General features: G+C 71.5%; 23 protein-coding genes. 12 read left to right on the top strand and 11 right to left on the bottom strand.

Annotated features, from left to right (window positions below):
• Nucleotides 1–26 precede the first annotated feature (26 nt).
• Nucleotides 27–1127, bottom strand: a complete 1101-nt coding sequence (locus OOZ19_RS25920; RefSeq protein WP_266092772.1) for a LacI family DNA-binding transcriptional regulator — start codon at nt 1125–1127, stop codon at nt 27–29.
• Nucleotides 1128–1315: 188 nt separating this feature from the next.
• On the opposite strand from OOZ19_RS25920, the gene OOZ19_RS25925 reads away from it, so the two are divergent.
• From OOZ19_RS25925 to OOZ19_RS25940, 4 genes are all read left to right on the top strand, one after another.
• The gene (locus OOZ19_RS25925; RefSeq protein ID WP_266092773.1) at nt 1316–2413 is read left to right on the top strand and encodes an ABC transporter ATP-binding protein; all 1098 of its coding nucleotides are present in this window, start codon (nt 1316–1318) and stop codon (nt 2411–2413) included.
• 627 nt (nt 2414–3040) lie between these two features.
• Nucleotides 3041–4051, top strand: a complete 1011-nt coding sequence (locus tag OOZ19_RS25930; RefSeq protein WP_266092774.1) for a metal ABC transporter solute-binding protein, Zn/Mn family — start codon at nt 3041–3043, stop codon at nt 4049–4051.
• 97 nt (nt 4052–4148) lie between these two features.
• Entirely contained in the window at nt 4149–5006 is an 858-nt protein-coding gene (locus tag OOZ19_RS25935) for a metal ABC transporter ATP-binding protein (RefSeq protein WP_416309509.1), read from the top strand.
• Nucleotides 5003–5887, top strand: a complete 885-nt coding sequence (locus tag OOZ19_RS25940; protein ID WP_266092775.1) for a metal ABC transporter permease — start codon at nt 5003–5005, stop codon at nt 5885–5887. Before OOZ19_RS25935 ends, OOZ19_RS25940 begins: the two co-directional genes overlap by 4 nt.
• A 104-nt stretch (nt 5888–5991) precedes the next feature.
• Here the strand turns inward: OOZ19_RS25940 and OOZ19_RS25945 are convergent, their stop codons facing one another.
• Both OOZ19_RS25945 and OOZ19_RS25950 read right to left on the bottom strand, forming a co-directional pair.
• Nucleotides 5992–7275, bottom strand: a complete 1284-nt coding sequence (locus OOZ19_RS25945) for an alginate O-acetyltransferase AlgX-related protein (RefSeq protein WP_266092776.1) — start codon at nt 7273–7275, stop codon at nt 5992–5994.
• A 104-nt stretch (nt 7276–7379) separates the two neighbouring features.
• The gene (locus OOZ19_RS25950; RefSeq protein ID WP_266092777.1) at nt 7380–8810 is read right to left on the bottom strand and encodes an MBOAT family O-acyltransferase; all 1431 of its coding nucleotides are present in this window, start codon (nt 8808–8810) and stop codon (nt 7380–7382) included.
• A 146-nt stretch (nt 8811–8956) separates the two neighbouring features.
• Between OOZ19_RS25950 and OOZ19_RS25955 the strand changes: the two genes are divergently transcribed.
• Nucleotides 8957–9823, top strand: a complete 867-nt coding sequence (locus OOZ19_RS25955) for an LURP-one-related family protein (RefSeq protein WP_266092778.1) — start codon at nt 8957–8959, stop codon at nt 9821–9823.
• Nucleotides 9824–10030: 207 nt separating this feature from the next.
• Here OOZ19_RS25955 and rlmB read toward each other — a convergent pair whose 3' ends face one another.
• From rlmB to OOZ19_RS25990, 7 genes are all read right to left on the bottom strand, one after another.
• Nucleotides 10031–11002 carry a 23S rRNA (guanosine(2251)-2'-O)-methyltransferase RlmB gene (gene rlmB / locus OOZ19_RS25960; RefSeq protein ID WP_266092779.1) on the bottom strand — a complete coding sequence of 324 codons (972 nt, stop codon included), beginning with the start codon at nt 11000–11002 and terminating at the stop codon, nt 10031–10033.
• Nucleotides 11003–11008: 6 nt separating this feature from the next.
• On the bottom strand, nt 11009–12403 hold the full coding sequence (gene cysS / locus OOZ19_RS25965; protein ID WP_266092780.1) for a cysteine--tRNA ligase: 1395 nt from the start codon (nt 12401–12403) through the stop codon (nt 11009–11011).
• A 191-nt stretch (nt 12404–12594) separates the two neighbouring features.
• A complete protein-coding gene (locus OOZ19_RS25970; protein WP_266092781.1) occupies nt 12595–13302 on the bottom strand; it encodes an HAD family hydrolase in 708 nt (235 codons plus the stop codon).
• A 67-nt stretch (nt 13303–13369) separates the two neighbouring features.
• Nucleotides 13370–13570: a hypothetical protein gene (locus OOZ19_RS25975; protein ID WP_266092782.1), complete on the bottom strand. Its 201-nt coding sequence runs from the start codon at nt 13568–13570 to the stop codon at nt 13370–13372.
• 101 nt (nt 13571–13671) lie between these two features.
• Nucleotides 13672–14154, bottom strand: coding sequence for a 2-C-methyl-D-erythritol 2,4-cyclodiphosphate synthase (gene ispF, locus OOZ19_RS25980; RefSeq protein WP_266092783.1), 483 nt, complete (start codon nt 14152–14154; stop codon nt 13672–13674).
• A complete protein-coding gene (ispD, locus tag OOZ19_RS25985; RefSeq protein WP_266092784.1) occupies nt 14151–14852 on the bottom strand; it encodes a 2-C-methyl-D-erythritol 4-phosphate cytidylyltransferase in 702 nt (233 codons plus the stop codon). The genes ispF and ispD overlap by 4 nt, the downstream gene beginning before the upstream one ends.
• A gap of 19 nt (nt 14853–14871) precedes the next feature.
• Complete coding sequence (locus OOZ19_RS25990) at nt 14872–15360, bottom strand: CarD family transcriptional regulator (RefSeq protein ID WP_266092785.1); 489 nt, start codon at nt 15358–15360, stop codon at nt 14872–14874.
• Between the two features lie 288 nt (nt 15361–15648).
• Between OOZ19_RS25990 and OOZ19_RS25995 the strand changes: the two genes are divergently transcribed.
• The 3 genes from OOZ19_RS25995 to disA all read left to right on the top strand — a co-directional run bounded on the left by OOZ19_RS25995 (nt 15649) and on the right by disA (nt 18839).
• Complete coding sequence (locus OOZ19_RS25995; RefSeq protein ID WP_266092786.1) at nt 15649–16212, top strand: copper chaperone PCu(A)C domain-containing protein; 564 nt, start codon at nt 15649–15651, stop codon at nt 16210–16212.
• A gap of 147 nt (nt 16213–16359) precedes the next feature.
• Entirely contained in the window at nt 16360–17736 is a 1377-nt protein-coding gene (gene radA / locus OOZ19_RS26000) for a DNA repair protein RadA (RefSeq protein WP_266092787.1), read from the top strand.
• A 23-nt stretch (nt 17737–17759) separates the two neighbouring features.
• Nucleotides 17760–18839: a DNA integrity scanning diadenylate cyclase DisA gene (disA, locus tag OOZ19_RS26005; RefSeq protein ID WP_266092788.1), complete on the top strand. Its 1080-nt coding sequence runs from the start codon at nt 17760–17762 to the stop codon at nt 18837–18839.
• A gap of 36 nt (nt 18840–18875) precedes the next feature.
• On the opposite strand, the gene OOZ19_RS26010 is transcribed toward disA, so the two are convergent.
• Nucleotides 18876–19508 carry a hypothetical protein gene (locus tag OOZ19_RS26010; protein WP_266092789.1) on the bottom strand — a complete coding sequence of 211 codons (633 nt, stop codon included), beginning with the start codon at nt 19506–19508 and terminating at the stop codon, nt 18876–18878.
• 169 nt (nt 19509–19677) lie between these two features.
• Between OOZ19_RS26010 and OOZ19_RS26015 the strand changes: the two genes are divergently transcribed.
• The 4 genes from OOZ19_RS26015 to OOZ19_RS26030 all read left to right on the top strand — a co-directional run bounded on the left by OOZ19_RS26015 (nt 19678) and on the right by OOZ19_RS26030 (nt 23928).
• The gene (locus tag OOZ19_RS26015; RefSeq protein ID WP_266092790.1) at nt 19678–20562 is read left to right on the top strand and encodes an iron-sulfur binding domain-containing protein; all 885 of its coding nucleotides are present in this window, start codon (nt 19678–19680) and stop codon (nt 20560–20562) included.
• 27 nt (nt 20563–20589) lie between these two features.
• A complete protein-coding gene (locus OOZ19_RS26020) occupies nt 20590–21099 on the top strand; it encodes a 2'-5' RNA ligase family protein (RefSeq protein WP_266092791.1) in 510 nt (169 codons plus the stop codon).
• A gap of 199 nt (nt 21100–21298) precedes the next feature.
• A complete protein-coding gene (locus OOZ19_RS26025; protein ID WP_266092792.1) occupies nt 21299–21991 on the top strand; it encodes an ATP-binding cassette domain-containing protein in 693 nt (230 codons plus the stop codon).
• Nucleotides 21988–23928 (top strand): YhgE/Pip family protein, encoded by a 1941-nt coding sequence (locus tag OOZ19_RS26030; protein ID WP_266092793.1) that lies wholly within the window; start codon nt 21988–21990, stop codon nt 23926–23928. The genes OOZ19_RS26025 and OOZ19_RS26030 overlap by 4 nt, the downstream gene beginning before the upstream one ends.
• Nucleotides 23929–24000: the final 72 nt, after the last annotated feature.

Consider the following 24000-nt stretch of genomic DNA (forward strand, 5'->3'; position numbering starts at 1 on the left):
GCCGGGTGGTGGAGCCGAGCGTCCGCTCACGGGCCGAACCAGCGTTCTTCCGCCGAGCGCGGCGGGGCGGCGGTGCTGCCGGTGATGAGCTGCGTTTCCAGCACGACGTCGCGCGGCCGACCGGGCTCGCTGGTGTCCAGCAGCAGACGGCCCGCCGCGCGGCCCTTCTCCAGCACCGGCTGGCGCACGGTCGTCAGGCCCATCCGGTCCGCGTCGTCGATGCCGTCGAAGCCGGTGACCGTGAGGTCTTCCGGCACCCGCAGCCCGCGGCGGCGGGCCTCGTCGAGAGCGCCCAGCGCCAGGATGTCCGAGGTGCAGATGATCGCCGTGATCTCCGGGTCGATCTCCAGCAGCTGGGCCGCAGCCGACGCGCCGGACTCCGTGGTGTGGTCGAACCGCTCCACCACCGGCACCTGCGACCAGTCGACCCCGGCCTCGCTGAACGCCGCGGCGAGCGCGGTCAGCCGGGAGCGCTGCACGTGGAAGCTCGCGTTCGCCTGGCGGTGCACGGAGGCGATGCCGTCGTTGCGCCCGCGCGCCAACCGCATGCAGGACACCCCGATCCGGCGGTGCCCGAGTCCGATCAGGTGGTCGGCGAGGACCTTCACCGCGCCCTCGTCGTCCGGGCCGACCCAGTCGAGCTGGTCGATGCGCGGCTGGTCGCAGATCACGACCGGCACGGGGCGCTCCAGCACGGCGGCCAGGTGCGGATCGTCGTCGGGCACCGAGTACACGACGAATCCGTCGACACCGGCGCGGTGCACCGAGGCGACGTCTTCGCGCTCCGGGCTCGCCGGGATGAGCAGCAGACCGTGCCCGGCGTCTTCGCAGGCCAGCGCGAGTCCTTCGAGGAAGCCTATGGCGCCCGGGTCGCGGAAGGCGTAGGAGAGGTTCTCGGTGAGCAGCAACCCGACCGCCCCGGCCTTCCGGGTGCGCAGCGAGCGCGCCACCGGGTCGGGGCCCGGATACCCGAGCCTGCGTGCGGTGTCGAGCACCCGCTTGCGCAGCTCCGGCGAGAGCTGATCAGGGCGGTTGTACGCGTTCGACACCGTGGTCCTGGAGACCCCGAGCTCCGCCGCGAGCGAAGCTAGCGTCGCAGGCCGTCGGGCATTCGTTGACCGAGCCATGGAGGAACCGTAACGGTTCAGTACCCGGGGGTGAAGCCGCCGAGATGCAGATCCCATTGCCGATCGGCAACGATCACCCTCCGCACCTGGATGATCACGCACTGAACTGGTTTCTGGAAACCAGTGACCTTAACGAGGTTAAGCGCTACGTTGTTGCTTAACCCGAGTCAGTGAAAGGTGCGTCGCATATGGCTGAGGTCGCTTACGTACAGGCATCCCGCCTCTATCCCGGCAACCCGCCGGTGCGAGCGGTCGACGCACTGGACCTCCAGGTCGACGACGGCGAGTTCCTCGTGCTCGTCGGGCCGTCCGGCTCCGGCAAGTCCACCGCGCTGCGGATGCTCGCGGGCCTGGAGGACGTCGACGAAGGCGCCATCACCATCGGCGGCGAGGACGTCACCAACACCCCGCCGAAGGGGCGCGACATCGCGATGGTCTTCCAGTCCTACGCGCTGTACCCGCACATGACGGTCGCCGACAACATGGGCTTCGCGCTGAAGCTGCGCAAAACCCCCAAGGACGAGATCCGGGCCAAGGTCACCGAGGCCGCCAAGATGCTCGACCTGGAGAAGTACCTGGACCGCAAGCCCAAGGCGCTCTCCGGCGGCCAGCGCCAGCGCGTCGCCATGGGCCGCGCCATCGTCCGCGAGCCCAGCGTGTTCCTGATGGACGAACCGCTGTCGAACCTGGACGCGAAGCTGCGCGTGGAGACCCGCGCGAACATCGCGGCGCTGCAGAAGCGGCTGTCCACCACCACGATCTACGTCACCCACGACCAGGTCGAGGCCATGACGATGGGCCACCGGGTCGCGGTGCTCAAGGACGGGCTGCTGCAGCAGGTCGCCAGCCCGCGCGAGCTGTACGAGAACCCGCGCAACGCGTTCGTGGCCGGCTTCATCGGCTCGCCCGCGATGAACCTGAAGACGGTGCCGCTGTCAGCAGGCGGGGCGGAGCTCGACGGGCAGACGATCCCGCTGACCCGCGCGGCGCTGTCCGCCGCGGACGGGCTCAAGGAGGTGACCTTCGGGGTGCGCCCCGAGGCGCTGAGCCTGGTCGCCGGCGAGGACGAGAAGAGCATGGCCATGGTCGTCGAGCTCGTCGAGGAGCTCGGCGCGGACGCCCTGGTGCACGGCAGCATCCAGGTCAACGGCTCGCCGGAGCGGTTCGTGGTGCGCACCGACGGCCGCACCCCGCCCGCGCTGGGCCAGCAGGTGAAGGTCGCGCTGCGCGACTCCAGCGAGGTGCACCTGTTCCGCCCCGACGACGGCACCCGCCTCACCGCCTGATCCCCTCCCGCACACCCGATGCCCCCGCCCCGGCGGGGGCATCGTGCGTTCCGGACCCCCGCGGCAGGGGTGAACGCCGGCCCCGCTGGACGAACGGTCCGTTCACCTCCGTTCCGCGCAGCCCATCGACCGCACCACGGTTCCGGATGAACGGACCGCCTGCCCGATCCCCTTGGGCGAACGGTCCGTTCACCCCGAACCGCCCGCCGGACACCCGCCACCGGTTCTCGGAGTGAACGGACCGCCTGTCCGATCTCGTTGGTCGAACGGGCCGTTCACTCCCACCCGATCCCGCCGGAGCGCGCTTGCCCGGCGGCGGCACGGCCTCGTTCCGGGTGAACGGACCGTTCGCCCGATACCCGTTGGCCGAACGGGCCGTTCGCCTCGTGGCGGCGGCGTGGACGTTCACTCGGACGGGGGCGACTCGGCCGGGCGGCTGGACCGGAGGAAGCCGCGGGCGATAATGCGAAGCGTTGTCATGTTCACACTCGTTGGCTCACCCGTTCGGTGGTTCGGCCCAGCTAGCCCGGCGTACGCTGCACATGACAACGGTTTCCGTTTGCGGTCGTCGCCGGTCCCCCGGCCCCGACGTCCCCACCTCATGGTGCGTCCCCGAGGAGTGCGTTCATGACCGTCTTCACCCGACGTGCCCGCCGCGGCGGCACGGCGTTGGCCGGCCTCGCCGCCGTCGCGCTGACCGTCAGCGCCTGCGGCGGCACGGACTCCGGCCAGGCCGCTGACGACGGCCAGCTGACGGTCGTGGCCACCACGAACGTCTGGGCCTCCGTCGCACGAGCCGTCGGCGGCCCGAACGTCGAGGTCGAGTCGATCATCGACGATCCGGCGGCGGACCCGCACTCCTACGAGAGCAGCCCGCAGGACGCGGCGAAGGTCGGCGACGCCGACCTGGTGCTGCTCAACGGCGGCGGCTACGACGAGTTCGCCGAGCAGATCCTCACCGGCACCGGCGCGGGCAAACCGACCGTCCAGGCCGTCGAGGGCGAGCACGAGCACGCGGAAGAACCCGCAGCGGGCCACGAGCACGAGCACGGGAGCGAACCCGCCGAAGCTCCCGGGCACTCCGACGAGCACGCCGGGCACGACCACTCGGTGAACGAGCACGTCTGGTACGACCTGCACGTCGTCCGCGAGACCGCCGACCGCGTCGCCGAGGAGCTCGGCAAGATCCAGCCCGAGCGGGCCCAGGAGTTCCGCGACAACGCCGCGCGGTTCGGCGAGCAGATCGGCGGCCTGGAAGGCCGGGTCGACCAGATCGCGGCCAGCGAGCGCGGCAAGAAGGTCATCGTCACCGAGCCCGTGGCGCACTACCTCGTGGAGGCCGCCGGGCTCACCGACATCACGCCGCCGTCGTTCGTGAACTCCGTCGAAGCGGGCAACGACCCGGCCGCCGCCGCCGTCGCGGAGATCCAGAACGCGGTGAACTCCCGGCAGGCCGCAGCGGTGATCTACAACCCGCAGACCGAATCCCCGGTCACCGAATCCGTCCGCAAGAGCGCGGAGCAGAATCAGACCCCGGTCGTCGAGATGACCGAGACCCTGCCGCAGGATCAGGACTACGTGCGGTGGATGGACGGTCAGATCTCGGCGCTGCAAGCGGCGCTGGCCGGTCGCCCCTGATCCGGCCCCCGGTGGGCCGCCCGAGGGCGGCCACCGGGGCCGGGCCCGGCGCCGCGCCCCGAACGACCCGCACCCCACCACTGATCCGAGAGCCACCGTGGAACCCAGCACCGACACCGCAGCACCGGACCGCAGCATTCCGGCCACCTCCGGCCGCGACCCGGCGGTCCGGCTGCGCGAAGCCAGCCTCGCCTACGGTTCCCGAGTTCTGTGGGATCGGCTCGACCTGGACGTGCGCCCCGGTGAGTTCCTGGCCGTGCTGGGCCCGAACGGCTCCGGCAAGACGAGCCTGCTGCGCGTGCTGCTCGGCTTGCAGCCGCTCAGCGGTGGTGAGGTCCGCGTCGCGGGCGAACCGGTCCGGCGCGGCAGCTCCCGCATCGGGTACATCCCGCAGCAGCGCTCGGTGGACCCGACGCTGACCGTCCGCGGCAGCGACCTGGTGGGGCTCGGCCTGGACGGGCACCACTGGGGCGTGGGCTTCCGGCGGCGCAAGGAGCGCAAGCAGCGCGTCGAGCAGGCGTTGCGATCGGTGGAGGCCGCCGAGTACGCGCGGATGCCGCTCGGTCTGCTCTCCGGCGGCGAGCAGCAGCGGCTCCGGGTGGCGCAGGCGCTGGTCGGCGAGCCGGACGTGCTGCTGTGCGACGAGCCGTTGCTGTCCTTGGACATCGCGCACCAGCGCAACGTGAGCAGGCTGATCGCTCGCCAGGCCAAGGAGACCGACGCCGCGGTGCTGTTCGTGACGCACGAGATCAACCCGGTGCTGCCGCTGGTCGACCGGATCCTGTACCTGGTCGACGGCCGGTTCCGGATCGGCACCCCGGACGAGGTGATGACGTCGGCGACGCTCTCGGAGCTGTACCGCTCCGACGTCGAGGTGGCGCGGGTCGGCGGCAGGCTCGTCGTCACCGGCACCGATGAAGTCGATCACCACCACTGCGCCGGGGAGACCTCATGAGCACCCTGACCGACGCCCTCGGCCGGTTCTTCGACTTCGAGCTCACGGCCGACCTGCTCGGCTACCCGTTCGTGCAGCAGGCGCTGCTGGCGGCGGCGGCGCTGGGCCTGGTCTCGGGCGCGCTGGCGCCGCTGGTGGTGGCGCGGAAGATGTCGTTCGCCGTGCACGGCACCGCGGAGCTCGCGTTCACGGGCGCGGCGGCGGCGCTGCTGTTCGGCGCGAGCGTCGGGGTGGGCGCGCTCGGCGGCGCGGTGGTCGCCGCGCTGCTGCTCGGCTTCCTCGGTCAGCGCGGCGGTGAGCGGGACTCGGTGATCGGCGCGATCCTGTCGTTCGGCCTCGGCCTCGGCGTGCTGCTGCTGTGGATGAACCCGGAACGCACCGCGAACAAGTTCAGCCTGCTCATCGGCCAGATCGTCGGCGTCGACTCGGCCGACGTGGCGCTGCTGACGGGCAGCGCGGCGGTGGTGCTGGTGGTGCTCGCCGTGGTGTACCGGCCGCTGCTGTTCGCTAGCGTCGACCCCGATGTCGCGGCGGCGCGCGGGGTGCCCGCTCGGCTGCTCACCCCGCTGTTCGCGGTGCTGGTCGGGGTGGCGACCGCGCTCGGCGTGTACACGGTGGGCGCGCTGCTGGTGCTGGCGCTGATGGTGACGCCCGGTGCGGCGGCGGCGCGGATCACCGCGAGCCCGCTGCTGTCCACGGTGCTCGCGGTGGTGTTCGCCGAGGTGGCGGTGCTGGGCGGCATCGTGCTGTCGTTGGCGCCCGGTGCCCCGGTGAGCGCCTTCGTGACGATCCTGTCGTTCGTGATCTACCTGGTCTGCCGCGCCGTCGGCACCGTCCGCCTCCGCCGCGCCTCCCGCACCCCGGCACCCACCGCGGCCTGAGCCCCGCCCACCGCCGGGCACCGACGTTTCGGAGTGAACGGACCGTTCGTCCCATCCCGTTGGACCAACGGTCCGTTCACTCCGCCCGGAGCAGGAGGGCGCCGTCAGCGCGGGTCGGCGGCGAGGATCGCACCGACCTGATCGGCCACGGCCGGGTCGAGCAGGTCGTAGCGCCCGCCGGAGACGAACCGCTCGGAGAGTTCGAAGGTCACCACGTCCCCCTCGGCGAGCAGCGCCCCCGTCTCCTGCGGTCGCTTCGCGATCTCCTCCGGGTGCACGATCGCGAGGTCGGCGAACGTCGCGGCGAGGTACGGGCTGGCGAACTGGGTGAACGAGTCGCCCACCATCCGGGTCGGCACGTCGACCATGCCCGGTTTCGGCGCCGACTCCAGACGCAGCGGCTCGTGGAAGTCGCTGGGCCGGAACCGCGTGTTGTCGGCGCCTCCGTCGGGGGCCAGCGAGTACGCCCGGATCGGCACGGTGCGGCTCTGCCCGAGCTGGTCGGGGATGTCGGCGGAGTGCGGATATTCCCTGCTCGGCAGCAGTTTCCAGCCCGCCGTGCTGCCCGGCCGCAGCCGTTCGGCGAGCTGGTAGACCATCGTGATGCCGCCTTCGTGGGTCCAGTGCGTGTCGATGTCGTGGTAGATCGCCCGCCCGTTGCGGTCGGCGGCCTCCAGCAGCGGTTCCCGCATGTCCACCGCGGCGGTCGCGGCCGGCAGCCGCCGCCAGAACTCCTGCCGGGCCTGCGACGAGCAGTCCTCGCCCGCGTAGTTCTCCGGCAGGTTCGCCGGGTACATCGTCGACTTGTCCGGCGCGATGACCAGCTGGAACTCCCGCCCGGACGCTTCGACGACGCTGCGCCACCGCCGCAACCCCGAGATCACCTCGTCCAGGTTCCGCTTCGGCGTGCACGGGTACGCCACGTCGTGCCCGAGGTAGAGCCAGCCCGCCTTGCCCTCGATGACCTTGGGGAACACGTCCTCGTTCAGCGGCGGACGCGGCTGCTGCTGATCGCTGCCGGTGCCGACCGGCGAGCTGTGCGTCCCCGATTCCAGCCGCGCCTGCTCCCCGAACACGCCCTGGCTGATGCCGTGCACGGACCGCACCGCCTGCCCGCGGAACGGCAGGTTCTCGGCGGCCCACGGGCTCAGCCCGGTGAGGAACCCCCAGCCCTCGGTGATGCCGGGGAACTCGGCGAGCGGCCGGTTCTCCAACTGCTCGGCCCGCGCCCCGAACACCCAGGTCGTCGCGGGCGCGGTGAGGAACAGCAGCGCGCACACCAGCGCCGTGAGCTGCCGCCTGCCGTGCCGCGGCCGGTGCATCGGGTGCTCGCGCGGCAACCACGACTCGTGGACCGCAGGTAACTCCGTGGGTTCCGTCCTGGACACGCCGCTCACGTTAGCCGGACCCCCATCCACCCGTACCCGGTTCCACCAGGAGGTGGCCACCAGCACTCCCTCCACGCGGCTCACGCCGAAGCGAGTGGCCGGGCTCAGAACTGGTAGTACAGGAACGGGCTGAACGAACCGGTGGCGACGAGCAGGCCCGAGTAGGCGAGGCCCGCGGTCATGACCCCGATGCGCAGGGCGTTGGCGGAGCGGGAGCGGACCGACTCCAGGAACGGGCCGGTGCCGGTCGACGCGGGCAGCGCCACCACGACGAGCGCCACCAGCAGGAAGAACACCCGCTGGTTCGTCACGGAAGCGGCGACGATGTCGGTGAGCCCGGACAGGTCCGGTAGCAGCATGTGCCCGATCATCGTGAACGCCGTGCCGACGTCCGGCGCGCGGAAGAACACCCAGCCCACGACGACCAGCAGCAGGGTCGAGACCCGCCTCCCGAGCAGCGCCCAGCGGCCCGCCGGAGCGGAGTCGTACCCGGTCGCGCGTTCGATCACCAGCAGCGCGCCGTGGAACAGGCCCCACACCAGGTACGTCCACGCGGCACCGTGCCAGAAACCGGTGAGCACGAAGATGATCGTGAGGTTCAGGTAGGTGCGTCCGGTGCCGCGGCGGTTGCCGCCGAGCGGGATGTAGACGTAGTCGCGGAACCAGCGCGACAGCGACATGTGCCAGCGCCGCCAGAACTCGGTGACCGTCACCGAGGAGTAGGGGCGGGCGAAGTTCTCCGGCAGCCGGAACCCCAGCATCCGGCCCAGCCCGATCGCCATGTCGGAGTAGCCGGAGAAGTCGAAGTACAGCTGCACCGTGTAGCCGATGGCACCGAGCCAGGCCACGGCGAAGCTCATGTCGCTCGCCGGGGTCGCGAAGCAGGCGTCGACCATGGGCGCGAGCGTGTCGGCGACGACGACCTTCTTCGTCAGCCCCCACGCGAACCGGGGGAACCCGGCGGCGATGTCGTCGAGCCGGTGCGTGCGGGGCTGCGGCAGCTGGTCGGCGATCTCCCGGTAGCGCACGATCGGTCCGGCCACCAGCTGCGGGAACATCGCGATGTAGGTGACGAAGGCAACGGGGTCGCGCAGCGCGGGCCGCTCGCCGCGGTACACGTCCACGACGTAGGAGATGTGGTGGAACGTGTAGAAGGAGATCCCGATCGGCAGCGCCAGTTGCAGCACCGGGAAGTCACCGCCGAACCACCGGCCCAGCGTCGCGAGCTGCTCGGTGGCGAATCCCGCGTACTTCCACACCACCAGGATCAGCAGGTTGAAGGAGACCGCGCCGATCAGCAGCGTCCTGCGGTGCGGTCGCCGCTCCCACTCGTCGGGTTCGAGGGAGCGCCCGGCGAAGAAGTTCACCACGATGCACGCCAGCAGCAGCAGCGTCGTGCCGCCCGCTCCGCTGGCGTAGAACACCAGGCTCGCGATCGCCACGATCGCGTTGCGCGCGGCTCGGGGTGCGACGAGCACCGCGATCAGCACTAACGGCAGGAAGTACCAGAGGAACAGCGGAGTCGAAAAGTACATCGGTGATGGGCCTCGCGGTGCTGGGAGGCCCTGGCCTCCCGATCGTGTCGGGTTCGGAGCCTAGCCGAGCGGTGCACCGCACTTGCCGCGAATGGTTCAGCTCGAACCGCCTACGCGGACCGGTCCGGTTTCCTACTCTGGAGTTCATGACCGCTCCGCCCCCGCCGGGCTGGTACCCGGACCAAGCCGACCCGCGCTACGTGCGCTGGTGGGACGGCAGGCAGTGGACCCAGCACGTCCAGCCCGCACGGCCGCCGCAACCGCCGCGACCGGCACCGCACCCGGGCGCACGACCGGCGGGAGGCGGCCAGGGCGACGCCTCACCCATCGAACTGGCCCTCGGTGGCACCGGGGACTCCGACTCCGTCCTCCACCAGGCGCAACAGCAGGCCGGAGTCGGCGGAACCGTGTCCGGTGGCGGCGGCACCCTGTTCAGCGAGCCCGTGCTGGTGGTCAACCAGAAGGCGAAGCTGATCGAGGTGGCCAACGAGTACGCCGTCTACGACCAGCACGGCGGGCAACTCGGCTCGGTGGTGCAGACGGGGCAGAGCGGCGCGCAGAAGGCGCTGCGGCTGTTCACCAAGCTCGACGCCCTGATGACGGTGCGGCTGGAGATCCGCGACGCCCGGGGTGCGCCGGTGCTCACCATGAACCGGCCGGCGACGATGTGGAAGTCGACCATGCACGTCCAGCGCCCAGACGGGGCCCCGGTCGGCGACATCCGGATGGAGAACGCCTTCGGGAAGCCGCGGTTCGCCTTCGAGGTCGACGGCCGGCGCATCGGCGGCATCACCGCCCAGAACCTGCGCGCCTGGGACTTCGAGGTCCTCGACGCGCAGGACGAGCACATCGGCCAGATCAGCAAGACCTGGCAGGGCCTGGGCAAGGCCATGTTCACCACGGCCGACAACTACGTCCTGCAGCTGCACCGCCCACTACCGGACCCGCTGATCAGCCTCGTGGTCGCGGCCTCCCTCACCATCGACACCACCCTGGGCCAAGCCCAGAAGTGACCTCCTGAACCAACGTCGACGTCACCGTCGAATATGCGCGAAGCGCATAGCCCACGTCGAAAAGCCGCTCACCCGCGGGTTCTCAGCGTCCTTCTCGTGAGGACACCTATTTCCCTCGTGGCGGAGCCACTCGGGAAAAAGATCCCGCAGCGAGAAGGACGCTGAGGTTCCGCCACCCGGACACCCGAGCAGAACGACCGGGCGAGATCACCGAGCAACAGACCTCGTGCGGCGGCGGCGGGCTACTTCGGACAGCACGACCCCTGCCGCGACGGAGGCGTTGAGCGACTCCACCTGCCCGGCCATCGGGATGGACACCGTCTGGTCGCAGGTGTCCCGCACCAGCCGGGACAGACCGCGCCCTTCCGAACCGACCACGACGACCAGCGGTCCCGTCGCCAGCTCCAGCTCGTCGGAAGTGATGTCGGAGTCGGCGTCGAGCCCCACGACCATCAGGCCCTCGGATTTGAGGTCCTTGAGCGTCCGGGTCAGGTTCACCGCCATCGCCACCGGCAGCTGCGCCGCCGTGCCCGCGCTGGTGCGCCACGCGACGGCGGTGATCCCGGCGCTGCGCCGCTGCGGAAGGATCACGCCGTGCGCGCCGAAGGCCGCGGCCGAGCGGATCACCGCGCCGAGGTTGCGCGGGTCGGTCACCCCGTCCAGCGCCACCAGCAGCGGCGGCATGCCGGAGTCCTGGGCGTGGGTGAGCACGTCCTCCGGGTGCGCGTACTTGTACGGCGGCACCTGCAGGGCGATGCCTTGGTGCAGCGCGCCGCCGGTGATCCGGTCCAGCTCGGTGCGCGGCACGTCGACCACCGAGATGCCCTTGTCGGACGCGTTGCGCACGGCGTCCTTGACCCGGTCGTCGGTGTCGATGCCCTGCGCCACGTACAGCCCGGTGGCCGGGACGCCGGCGCGGAGGCATTCGGCGACCGGGTTGCGACCGGCGACCAGTTCCGGCAGTTCACGCTGCTCGCGTTGCCTGCGGTTCTGCTGCTCGGCCTTCGCCTTGGCCGCGTCGGCCCGCTTCTTCGCGGGGTGCGGGACGCGGTCCTGGGCCTTCGGCGTCGGGCCCCTGCCTTCGAGTCCTTTTCGACGCTGGCCGCCGGAGCCCTTCACCATGCCCTTCTTCGAGCCCGGCTTGCGGGTCGCCCCACGGCGCTTGTCGTTGCCTGCCAACGTTCGTCACCCGTCCTTGAGTGTCCACAACGGACCGTCGGGTGTGTCCTCGACGGCGACGCCGGAAGCCAGCAGCCGGTCCCGCAGCAGGTCGGCGGTGGCGAAGTCGCGCTCCGCCCGAGCCTTCTGCCGCTGCTCCAGCAGGCCGTCCACCAGCTCTGTCAGTGCCCGGCGCGCGGCGTCGTCGGCACCTGATTCCTCGGCCCACTGCGGGGCGAGGGGGTCCAGGCCGAGCACATCGGTCATGGTGCGCACCGAGGCCGCGGCGGTGCGCGCGGCCTGGTCGTCACCGGTGTCGAGCGCGGCGTTGCCCTCGCGGATCGTGGTGTGCACGGCCGCGAGCGCCTGCGGGGTGGACAGGTCGTCGTCCATCGCCGCCGCGAACTCGGGGCGCACCTCGCCGTGCTCCACGCCGCCGGTGCGTTGGGCGACGCGGCGCACGAAGGATTCGATGCGCCGGTAGGTCGCCACCGCTTCCTGCAGCGCTTCCTCGGAGAACTCCAAGGTCGAGCGGTAGTGCGGGCCGACCAGGTAGTAGCGCAGCTCGCCGGCGCGGGCGCGCTGCAGCACCGCGGGAATGCTCATGGTGTTGCCGAGCGACTTCGACATCTTCTCGCCGCTCATGGTCACCCAGGCGTTGTGCAGCCAGTACCGCGCGAAGGGGTCGCCGGCGGCGTTGGACTGCGCGAGTTCGTTCTCGTGGTGCGGGAACACCAGGTCCAGGCCGCCGCCGTGGATGTCGAACTCGCCGCCCAGGTAGTAGGTGGCCATCGCCGAGCACTCCAGGTGCCAGCCGGGGCGACCGTCGCCCCACGGCGTCGGCCAGCTCGGCTCGCCGGGCTTCGCGGCTTTCCACAGCGTGAAGTCCCGCGGGTCGCGCTTGCCGCCGACCGCGGTCTCGCCCTGCTGCACTTCGTCGAGGCGCTGGCCGGACAACCTCCCGTAGGACTCGCTGAAGGAGCCGACGGAGAAGTACACGTCGCCGCCCGCGCAGTAGGCGTGGCCCTTGTCGACGAGCCGCTGGATCAGCTCCACCATCTGGCCGATGTGCCCGGTCGCGCGCGGCAGCGCCGACGGCGGGAGGCAGCCGAGCTGGTCGTAGGCCTTCTCGAAGGCGCGCTCGTGCGTGGCGGCCCACTCCCACCAGGGGCGGCCCGCCTCATCGGCCTTCTTGATGATCTTGTCGTCGATGTCCGTGACGTTGCGGACCAGCCGCACGTCGTAGCCGGTGTGCAGCAGCCAGCGGCGCAGCACGTCGAAGTTGAGCCCGCTGCGCACGTGCCCGATGTGCGGCACGCCCTGCACGGTGGCCCCACAGACGTAGATCGACGCCACTCCGTCGCAGCGCGGGTGGAATTCGCGCGTCGTGCGGGTCGCGGTGTCATGCAGGTGCAGGCTCACGCCTCGATGGTACGGGGGTACCTCGATCGTGAACCACGACAGGGGGCTTCTCGTCAAGGCTTGGCGAGCGGCGCTCTCCCGATCGAACGGCTCATGGGGCGGGGGCCCTACGGCGCGGCGCTCGTTCCGCGTCTTGCCGGCGGCGGAGCCGCCGCCCTGGCACGACGTTCGGCCAGCGGGTCCTCAGCGGATCATGCCTCGGTCGCGGGCGCGGGCAGCACGCCGTGCTCGGCGACCGCCGCGAGCAGCGCGTCCGGCCGTTGCGCGGTGGGCAGCGGTTCCACGATGGACACCGCGCATCCGACCGCGGCGGCCCCGCCGTCGGCCTCCTCGCTGTCGCCGATCATGAGCGCCTCCTCCGGCGCCACGCCGATCCGCTCGCAGGCGCGCAGGAACAGCTTCGGATCCGGCTTGATCACGCCTTCGACGTAGGACATGAGGTACTCGTCGACCAGGTCCAGCACACCGAGCTCGGCGAACGCCGGGCGGATGTCGAACGCGATGTTGCTGATCACGCCGATCAGCACGCCCGCTTCGCGCAGCTCGCGCAGCACCTGGGCGGTGTCGGGGTAGGGGGTCCAGGAAAGCGGGTCGACGAGCCGGCCGTAGAGCGCCTCGGCCTGCTCCGCGGTGCCGACCCCGGACAACCGCAGCACCTCGAGGTTCGACTTGCGGTGCATCGCGGGGTCGAGGTCGCGCTGGTCCCAGGCGTCCCGGAACTCCGGTTCCATCCGCACCGAGTTGCCGGTCGGCGCGGTGAGCCTGCGCAGCAGTTCCGTCTGCGCCTCCAGGTCCAGCAGGTCCCCGCTGCCGTCGGTGAGCCCGGCCAACCAGGTCTCGTCCTGTTCCAAGCGGAACAACGTGCCGGAGTAGTCGAAGAACACCGCGCGCAAGCTCACGGAACCCACCGTACTGGCCACGGCCGGAACGGTCCGCAGATCGCGGCCGATCTCACGCCGCGATCGATCAGCAGTGGCTGGTGTCGTCCCGGTACATCGGCGCGACGATGCCGAACACGCACGAGGCGGTGCTGATCCAAAGGACGACGGCGGCGAGGCTGAGCGCGGCGGGGCCGCCACCCGCCCACAGCAGCAGCGAGCAGGGCCAAGCGATCAAGGGCTGACCGACCACGGTCCTGCGCACCCAACGATTACGTTCGATCACCATGGGTCGAGCATGACCCCAGGTGAGCGCCACGGCCAGGGTGCGCACCCCGAGCTTTCCCTGACTTATCCCCCCGGTGGCGCAGAATTAACCGAACCCGCAGGTCAAGCCACCGAGAAGAGCAATGCGGTGGCCACCGCGGCGATGCCCTCCCCGCGCCCGGTCAGCCCGAGCCCGTCACTGGTCGTGCCGGACACCGACACCGGGGCCCCGAGCACCTCGGAGAGCACCCGCTGCGCCTCGTCCCGGCGCTTGCCGATGCGCGGGGCGTTGCCGATGACCTGGACCGTCGCGTTGCCGACCTGGTATCCGGCCGCGGTGATCCGGGAGAGCACTTCGGTGAGCAGCTCCGCGCCGTGCGCCCCGGCCCACCGGTCGTCCCCGGTGCCGAACACGGCGCCCAGGTCGCCGAGGCCCGCCGCCGAGAGCAGCGCGTCGCACAGCGCGTGCGAGGCGACGTCGCCGTCGGAGTGCCCGCTGCACCCGTCGACTCCGGGCCACAGCAGCCCGGCGATCCAGCACTCTCGGCCGGCTTCCACGGGGTGCACGTCGACGCCCTGCCCGATCTTCGGCAGTGGTGCGGTCACCGGGGTTCTCCGATCGGTTCGACGGCCAGCACCGACTCGGCGACCGCCAAGTCGAACGCGGTGGTGATCTTCAACGCGTGCGGGTGGCCGGGCACGGTGCGCACCTCGCCACCGATCCGTTCGACGAGCCCGGCGTCGTCGGTGGCGGCGTCGCCCGCCGCGTCGTAGGCGGCGCGCAGCACGTCGAGGCTGAAGCCTTGCGGGGTTTGGACGCTGCGCAGCTGCGAGCGGTCGACGGTGGCGGTGACCGCACCGCCCGCATCGACCTGTTTGATCGTGTCGGCGACGGGGAGCACGGGGATCACCGCGGAAGCACCACCGCGCACGGCGTCGACCACGTCGGTGATCACGACGGCCGGGGTGAACGCGCGCGCCGCGTCGTGCACGAGCACCACATCGGCATCGGGCACCACTCGCTCGGCGACCGCGAGCGCGAGCCGGACCGACTCGGTGCGGTCCGCGCCACCGGGCACCACGTGCACCACGGCCGGGTCGAACTCGCCGAGGTCGCGTTCCACGACCTCCACCTGGTCCGGCGGGGCCGCGACGACCACGTGGTGCACGCGGCCGGAGTCCAGCAGACCGCGGACCGCGCGCACCAGCAAAGACTCGCCCGAAACCGGGACCAGTGCTTTCGGCATTCCGGCCCCGAGGCGCACACCGCGCCCGGCGGCCGGAACGAGGGCCACCACTTTCACGTTGAGCAGGACCCGCCGATCACACAGCCGTGGCGAGAACTTCGTCCAGCAGGGACTCGGCCTTGCCCTCGTCGGTTCCTTCGGCCAGCGCCAATTCGCTGACCAGTATGTGCCTCGCCTTGGCCAACATGCGCTTTTCACCCGCGGACAGGCCACGGTCCTTCTCGCGCCGCCAGAGGTCGCGCACCACTTCGGCCACCTTGTTCACATCGCCGGAGGCGAGCTTCTCCACGTTGGCCTTGAACCGCCGGGACCAGTTCGTCGGTTCCTCGGTATGCGGGGCACGCAGCACATCGAAGACGCGATCGAGACCCTCTTGACCGACGACGTCCCGAACACCGACGATCTCGGCGTTGTCAGCGGGAACACGAACGGTCAAATCACCCTGCGCGACCTTGAGGACGAGGTACTGCTTCTCCTCGCCCTTGATCACACGGGTCTCGATTGCTTCGATGAGCGCGGCGCCGTGATGCGGGTAGACGACGGTCTCTCCGACCTTGAAAACCATGTGTCCTCTGCCCCTTTCGCTGTGCCCAGCTTAGCATGCGCGGCAACCGAGCCTCGACCGGCTCCCGCGTGTCGTCGCAGGTCAGGACGCGATCGGGGGTTGACAAACAGCCTCCGGACATGCATTCGGAGGGTAGTCGGCGCCCCCATTTGATCCACTGTGGACACCCTCCGAACACGGTTCACGACGCGGGATCGGGAACCGATGTGGGGTCTGCCTACTGGTCACGAGAACCGGACCACTAAGCTCCATCGCGGTCGTCCGGCTATCAGGAAGGACACTGCCACCGTGAGCCGCCCTCAGCACCACACCTTTCGCGTGCGGTTGACCTCGGCCGCCCTCGGCCTGGGTGCCGTCGTCGCACTCGCCGGCTGCAGCGCGGGTCAGGTCACCGAGACCGACACGCAGGTCGCCGCCGTCCCAGGCGGCAGCGGCGATGCCAACGGCATCGGCGTCCGCAACGCGACGCTGTCCTTCCCCGAAAGCGGGGCCCGCTACCCCGCCGGTTCGTCCGCCCCGCTCGCGGGCGTGCTGATCAACGACACCGGCGAGCTGGACCGCCTCGTGCAGGTCAACAGCACCTACGCTGGCTCGGTCGAGGTCGGCAAGGAGCGGACGCTGCCCTCGCGGACCGCGCTGCACGCCTACGGCGCGGACGAGGTCCAGGCGGGCGGCACCCAGCAGCGCGAGGTCTCGATCACGCTGAAGGGCCTCACCCAGGACATCACGCCCGGCGTGACGATCCCGGTGACCTTCGTGTTCGAGAAGGCCGGTCCGCTGACCGTGCAGGTGCCGATCGGCGAGGACTCGACTCCGCGCCCCGACACCGGTGGCGAGGAATCGCACCACTGATCTCCGGCGCTCCGCCGTCGAAGCCAAGGCCGCCTTCGGGCGGCCTTCGGCATGTTCGGGCCCGTTCCGGCAGGTCGGAGCCGTGGTCCGACACGCGGGCGTGTGTCGGACCGTGGCGCGTCAGGGCTGCCGGATAGCCTCGCGATCGTGCCTCCCAAGAACACCCGCGCCGCCCGGCCCGCCTTCCGCTGCGCCGAATGCGGTCACGAGGTCGCGAAGTGGGTCGGCCGCTGCCCGAAGTGCCACGAGTGGAACACGATGGACGAGGCCGCTCCGGCCAAGCCCGCGCTCGCGAAGATGGCCCCGGCGACGCCGTCGACCTCCGCCCGCCCGATCGGCGAGGTCGACCTCGACTCGGCGCGGGCGGTGCCGACGGGCATCGCGGAGCTGGACCGGGTGCTCGGCGGTGGCATCGTGCCCGGCGCGGTGATGTTGCTCGCCGGTGAGCCCGGTGTCGGCAAGTCGACCCTGCTGCTGGAGGTGGCGCACCGCTGGGCCGCGGCTCGCACCGGCGGCCCGTCGCTGTACATCACCGGCGAGGAATCGGCCGGTCAGGTGCGGTTGCGCGCGGAACGCACCGACTCGCTGGACCCGGAGCTGTTCCTCGGTTCGGAGAACGACCTGTCCGCCGTGCTCGGCCACGTCGAGGCGATCAAGCCGGGGTTGCTGATCGTGGACTCGGTGCAGACCGTGCAGAGCCCGGACGTGGACGGCACGCCAGGCGGGGTCACCCAGGTGCGAGCGGTCACCTCCGGACTGGTGGCGTTGGCGAAGGAACGCGGGTTGCCGGTGGTCCTGGTGGGGCACGTGACCAAGGACGGCGCCGTCGCCGGGCCGCGCGCGCTGGAGCACCTGGTGGACGTGGTGCTCAACTTCGAGGGCGACCGGCATTCCTCGCTGCGGATGCTGCGCGGCATCAAGAACCGGTTCGGCCCGGCCGACGAGGTCGGCTGCTTCGAACAGCGCGACGACGGCATCGCGGAGGTCACCGATCCGTCCGGCCTGTTCCTGAACCGGCAGGAGGCTGCGGTGCCGGGCACCGCGGTCACCGTGATGGTCGAGGGCAAGCGCCCGCTGCTGGCCGAAGTGCAGGCGCTGGTCGCTCCGACGCAGATGCAGATCCCCCGCCGCGCGGTCAGCGGGCTGGACTCGGCCCGGGTGTCGATGACGCTGGCGGTGCTGGACAAGCGCGGCCGGATCCGCACCGGGGAGAAGGAGGTGTTCGCCGCGACGGTCGGCGGCATGAAGGTCACCGAGCCCGCGGCGGACCTCGCCGTGGCGCTGGCCATCGCGTCGTCCTCGCTGGACGTGCCGCTGCCGCCGAACATGGTGGTGATCGGCGAGGTCGGGCTGGCCGGGGAGATCCGCCGGGTGAGCGCGGTGGGACGACGCCTCGCGGAGGCGGCGCGACTGGGCTTCGACCGCGCGCTGGTGCCGCCGGACTCGGGCAGACTTCCCGCCGGTATCAAGGCGACCGTGGTGCCGGATCTGCAGACCGCGCTGAAGTCGCTGCGGTCCCGCTGATCCCCGAGCCCGGGAGGGGGCAGGTGGCGGAGAGCGTCCATCCCGAGCAGTGGCGCGCCACGCTGGCGTGGTTGGCGCCCGGCACCGCGCTGCGCGACGCGTTGGAGCGCATCCTGCGCGGGCGCACCGGTGGGCTGGTCGTGCTGGGCCACGACCGGACGGTGGAGTCGATCTGCGACGGCGGTTTCCGGCTGGACGTGGAGTTCAGCGCCACCCGGCTCCGCGAGTTGTCCAAGATGGACGGTGCCGTGGTGCTGTCCACGGATGCGACGCGCATCCTGCGCGCCAACGTGCAGCTGGTCCCGGACCCGACGATCCCCACCGACGAGTCCGGCACCCGGCACCGCACCGCGGAACGCACCGCCATCCACACCGGCCACCCGGTCGTCTCGGTGAGCCAGTCCATGAGCCTGATCAGCGTGTACATCCACGGCCACCGGCACGTGCTGTCCGGTTCACCGGAGATCCTCTCCCGCGCGAACCAGGCGCTGGCCACGCTGGAGCGCTACACCGCGCGGCTCGCCGAGGTGACGCACGCGCTGTCCGCGCTGGAGGTCGTGGACTCGGTGACGCTGCGGGACGCGATGACCGTGGTGCAGCGGCTGGAGATGGTGCGCCGCATCTCCGACGAGATCGAGGGCGCCGTGATCGAGCTGGGCCGCGACGGCCGCCTCATCGAACTGCAGCTGGACGAACTGGTGGGCGGCATCGACGTGGACCGGGAACTGGTCGTGCAGGAGTACCTGCCGACGGCGGGCGGGGTGCCCACCACGGAGCAGGTCGACGCGGCGCTGGCGAAGCTGGACGCGACGGCGCTGCTGGACCTGACGGCCGTGGCCCAGGCCTTCGGCTACCCGGGCGGGACCGAGGACCTGGAGGAGCAGTTGCATCCGCGCGGCTACCGGCTGCTGGCGCGGGTTCCGCGGCTCCCGGCGGTGGTGCGCAGGCAGCTCGTGGCCGAGTTCGGTTCGCTGCGAGCGCTGCTGGCGGCCGACGTGGCGCAGCTGTGCGCGGTGGAGCACGTCGATGAGGCCCGCGCTCGCCTGATCCGCGACGCCCTCATCCGGCTCGCCGACGCCTCCACCACCGACCACTACATCTGATCGCCCTCGTGCGCGGGGTGCGGAGCGGTCGCCGCGTCAGCCGGTGATCTTGAACGGGACCGGTTGGCTGATCAGGCCTTCCAGTCGGGCTCCGACGACGTAGTCGCCGGCGACGGCGGTGTCGTGCTCGGCGGCGCACTGCTTCGGGGTGGCATCGCGGGTGGAGGCGGCTCCGGTCCACTCGATCTCGTTGCGGACCGACTCCCCCGGTTCGAGCAGCGGGGTCTCGTTGGTGGTTTCGACCTGGCAGTCGTTGCTCGACCAGAACCGGGTTCCGTCCGATGTGGACACGACGATTTCGCGGAGCGTGCGGTTGGTGTCCCGCACGCAGGGCTTCGAGCTCGCGTTGGTGAGGATCATGCGCAGCGCGATCGGCTCCCCCGCCGGGTAGGTGGCGTCGACCGGCTCGGCGGCGAGCCGCAGGTCCTGGTCGGCGCACGGCGGCGGAGGGGGCGGTGCGGCGGCGGGAGCCGGGGCGCCGTGCGGCTGCGCCGGCGAGGGCGCGGCCTGCGGGGCGGGCTCGGCGGTGTTGCGCTCCGGAGCCAGGGCGCCGGCCAGGACGGCGACCCCCCACAGCACCAGGGCGATGACCAGCAAGATCACGCCGATCGCCAAGGCGCGGCGCCGCCAGTACACCTCGCGGGGAAGCGGTCCGATGGGGTCCAGCACGATCCGACACTAACCCGGCGATACCGCCGAAAAGCCCAACGCGAGCGCACCCGATCAGGTGCATTGATCCGGATGATCAGTGGCTCCCCGTAGCCCCTTCGAGTGATCTTGCGCAGGCCTGAGGGTGCCGGTACCGGTCCGGTCGCGGGCTGGCAGGATCGGAGCCGAGATGACGACGAACGCCTGGGACCCCACCGAACTGATCGACTGGTTCGCAGCCGTTGCCCGCCCGCTGCCGTGGCGCGCGGCCGGCGTCACCGGCTGGGGCGTGCTGGTCAGCGAGACCATGCTGCAGCAGACCCCGGTCAACCGGGTCGCGCCGATCTGGCAGGAGTGGATGGCGCGCTGGCCGCGGCCGTCCGACCTCGCCGCCGCTTCGCAGGCCGAAGTGCTGCGCGCCTGGGGCAAGCTCGGCTACCCGCGCCGGGCGCTGCGGCTGCACGAGGCGGCGGGCGCGATCGCGGCCGAGCACGGCGACGTCGTTCCGTCCGATGTGGACACCCTGCTGGCGCTGCCGGGCATCGGCGCCTACACGGCGCGGGCGGTGGCGGCGTTCGCCTACGGCAGGCGCGCTCCGGTGGTGGACACGAACGTCCGCCGCGTCGTGGCCCGCGCGGTGCACGGCGCGGGCGACGCGGGACCGCCCTCGACCAAGCGCGACCTGGCCGATGTGGACGCGCTGCTGCCCACCGACGACACCAGCGCGGCACGGCTGTCCGCGGCGCTCATGGAACTCGGGCAAGTGGTGTGCACGGTCCGCTCCCCCGCGTGCGAGCGCTGCCCGATCGCGGCGGACTGCGCGTGGCAGCACGCCGGTCGGCCGGCGTACGCGGGGCCGCCGAAGAAGGTGCAGAAGTTCGCCGGGACCGACCGGCAGGTGCGCGGCAAGCTGCTCGACGTGCTGCGCGGCTCGGAAGGACCGGTGGCGCGCGACCTCCTCGACGCCGTGTGGTCCGACGCCGGGCAGCGCGACCGCTGCCTGGATTCGCTGCTGGTGGACGGGTTGCTGGAGCAGACCGCGGACGGCCGGTTCGCCCTGCCCGGCGAGCACTGACCGGCCCGGCTCGAACGGAAGGGACCCGTGGCGCAGACGCTGACCGTGTTCTTCGACGACGCGACCGAGACCAGGCTGGTCGCGCTGCGCGACTCCGTGGCCGCGGCGGGAGTTCCGGTGACCGCGGGGCGGCCGAGCGTGGCGCTGGCCGCGGCGAGCGCGATCCCGTCGGGCACCCGCAAGGCGTTGCGCTCGGAGCTCGCCGCGCTGTTCCTCCCGGACCTGTGGTTCTACACGCTGGGCACGTTCCCCGGCGAGGACGCGGTGCTGCTGCTGACCGCCGTGGTGGACGCGGAGCTGCTGGCGGTGCACTCGGCGGTGCACGACGTGCTGGCGGGCAAGGTGACGAACCCGTCGGCGTACCACTTCCCCGGCGCCTGGATCCCGCACTGCGCGCTCACCCCGGTGCTGAGCGGGGAGCAGCTCACGGCCGGGTTCGCCGCGTTGCGCTCGACCTCCCCGGTGCGGGCGGCGGTGTCCGAGGTCGCGGTGCTCGATTCCCGCAGCGGCGAGTCGGAGGTCCTCGTCTCGCGCTGACGCGGATCCGCTGATCAAGCCCCGGAACGGGTGATCCGAAGCCACCTCCCCGCCCCTGCGCGACACGGCTGTTCCAGCCCGTCGACCAGCGCACTCACTCCATCCACAGTGGACTACAGCGGGTATCCGCCCGAGTTGCTCTTGCCCAGGTGAGGGGCCACTTTGGACCGGCAGCCTGTCACGCGGTGTGAGGAGCGAGATGGATGTCGACGGTGTGAGCATCGTGGCGCGCGGGATCACCGCCACCGGCCCGGAGGGCATCGTCTTCGAGAACGTCGACGCGCGCGTGTACCCGGGCGAACTCGCGGTGGTCCTCGGGGAAGGCGGCACCGGCCGCACCTCGCTGCTGCTCGCGCTGTCGGGCAGGTTGAAGATCGTCGCGGGGCGCATCGAGATCGACGACGCCCCGCGCCGCGCGAGCCTGGTGCGGCGGGCCATCATCCCCGCCCGGCTCTCCCCCGGGTTCGAGCTGGAGGGCAGGCTGCGAGTCCGCGAAGCCATCCGCGAACGCCGGGTCACCGCGCGGGTCACCGCGCGGGCCGTGGACCGGGCGATGGCGGCGCTCGGCCTGGACGTGGACCGCGCCGCGCTGATCGACGAGCTGTACCCGGACGACCGGCTGCTGCTGGCGATCGCGCTGGCCACCGCCGGTGAACCACCGGGGATCCTGGTCGACGACGTCGTCGCCGGACTGCTGCCCTCCGGGCGCAACCGGGTGTGGTCGGCGCTGCGGGCCGTGGCCGACACGGGCATCACCGTCCTGGCCAGCTCGACCGAGCCCACCTCCGAAGCGGACGTGCTGATCCGGTTGCCGTACAACATCGTCGACTTCGGCGACGACACCACCGGCCTGCCGCTGTTCAGCAGCGCCGCCAACGAGGACGTCCGATGAAGGCGATCTACCTCGCCTGGCTGGAGCTGCGCCGGTTCCGCGGCCCGTGGCGCAGGTTCGCACCGGCGGTGCTGATCCTCATCCCGCTGCTGTACGGGGCGCTGCTGCTGTGGTCGAACTGGGACCCCTTCGGCCGGATGTCGGCGGTGCCGGTCGCGGTGGTCAACTCCGATCGGCCCGCCGACCACAACGGCGAGCAGGTCAACGCGGGCGAGCAGTTCGTGCAGCAGCTGCGCACGACCGACACGTTCCAGTGGCACTTCGTCGACGCGAACACCGCCCGCAGCGGGCTGGAAGAGGGCCGCTACTACTTCACCATCCAGGTCCCGCAGGACTTCAGCACCCGGCTCGCGAACTCGACGCGCAGCGCCCCGCAACGTCCGGCGGTGCTGCTGACCAGGAACGACGCCAACGGTCACCTGGCGGGGATCATGGCCGACACGGCGCGCTACGAACTGCAGAACCAGATCAACGCCGCCGCCTACGCCGCCTACGCGCGGGGGTTGTACGGAGATCTCGGCGAGGTCCGCGGCAAGCTCGGCACCGCCTCGGAGATCTCCGAGCAGCTGGTGCAGGGCACCCAGTTGAGCAAGCAGAGCACGGGGGCGCTGGCGCGGGGGCTCACCGGCGTGCGGGACGGCACCGGCCGGGTGTCCGGCGGGGTGCGCGACATCGCGGGCGCCTCCGCGCAGCTCGACCAGCGGCTGTCGTCGATCACCGAGTTCACCGGGCGGCGGCTGCCCGCCACCTCGGAGGCGCTGCTGGACACCAGCGGTGCGGCGGTGCGCGACCTCAACACGATCACCGGCGGCACGGCGGCGGCGCAGAGCCAGGCGGGGCGTTCGGCGGGGACGTTGGCGCAGCTCGCGAACCGGCATCCCGAGCTGCGCGGCGATCCGCTGTACCGGTCCGCGCTGGACGACGCGCGCCGGCTCGCCGCCACCACGACCACCGTCCACGACGCGGCGACGGACGCGCTGGGCAGCGCCGCCGACACGCAGGACCGGGCGCTGGCGCTGCGCGACGAGCTGGAGCCGCTGCAGCAGGACGTCAGCGACATCGACGAGCCCGCGACCCGGCTGCGGCTGGGCTCCGCGGAACTCACCGGCGGCGTCAACGGACTCACTCACGGCGTGAACACGCTGGTCGCCAACATCGGGGTGGCCCAGACGAGTTCGGGCCAGCTCAACGACGGTGCGCGGCGGCTCGCCGATCAAGTGCGGGACAGCCTCGACCGGATGCCCCCGGCCGGTCCGACGGAGGTCGCGCGGGCCTCCTCCGAGCTGGGCACGCCGTCGGTGGTCCGGGCCACCACGCTGAACTCCGCCGACGTGTACGGCCGCGGGGTGGCGCCGTTGTTCTTCGCGATCGCGCTGTGGGTGTTCGGGTTGTTCGCGTACCTGCTGTTCACGCCGTTGAACCAGCGCGCGCTGGGCGGGCGCACGAATCCGCTGTCGGTCGCGATCGGCGGCTGGCTCCCGGCGGCGGCGCTGGGCGTGATCGGTGGCCTGGTGCTGCTCGGCGCGATGGACCTGACGCTGGGGCTGGATCCGGTGGACCTGCCCGCGGCGGTCGGGTTGACCGCGTTGGGGGCCGCCGCGTTCACCGCGATCAACCACTTCCTGCGCGCCGCGTTCGGCGCGGTCGGCGGACTGGTGTCGCTGGCGCTGCTGCTGGTGCAGATCACCGCTTCCGGCGGGCTGTACCCGCTGGAGACCGCTCCGGCGCCGATCCAGGCGATGCACTCGGCGCTGCCGATGAGCTACCTCGTCGACGGGCTGCGGGTGGCGTTCACCGGCGGGGAGCAGCGGCACCTGATCTGGGACGCGATCGTGCTGGGCGGCGTGCTGGTCGGGTTCCTGCTGATCACGTCGCTGGTGGTGCTGCGGCATCGGACGTGGACGATCGGCAGGCTGCACCCGCAGATCGAGTTGTGAGCCGGGCGCGTCCCGACCGGTGGACCGCCGTCGCGCTGCTCGTCACCTCCGGGCGGTATCCGTAGGCTGGGT

The organism is Saccharopolyspora sp. NFXS83 (genome assembly GCF_026241095.1).
Taxonomy (GTDB): Bacteria; Actinomycetota; Actinomycetes; order Mycobacteriales; family Pseudonocardiaceae; genus Saccharopolyspora_C.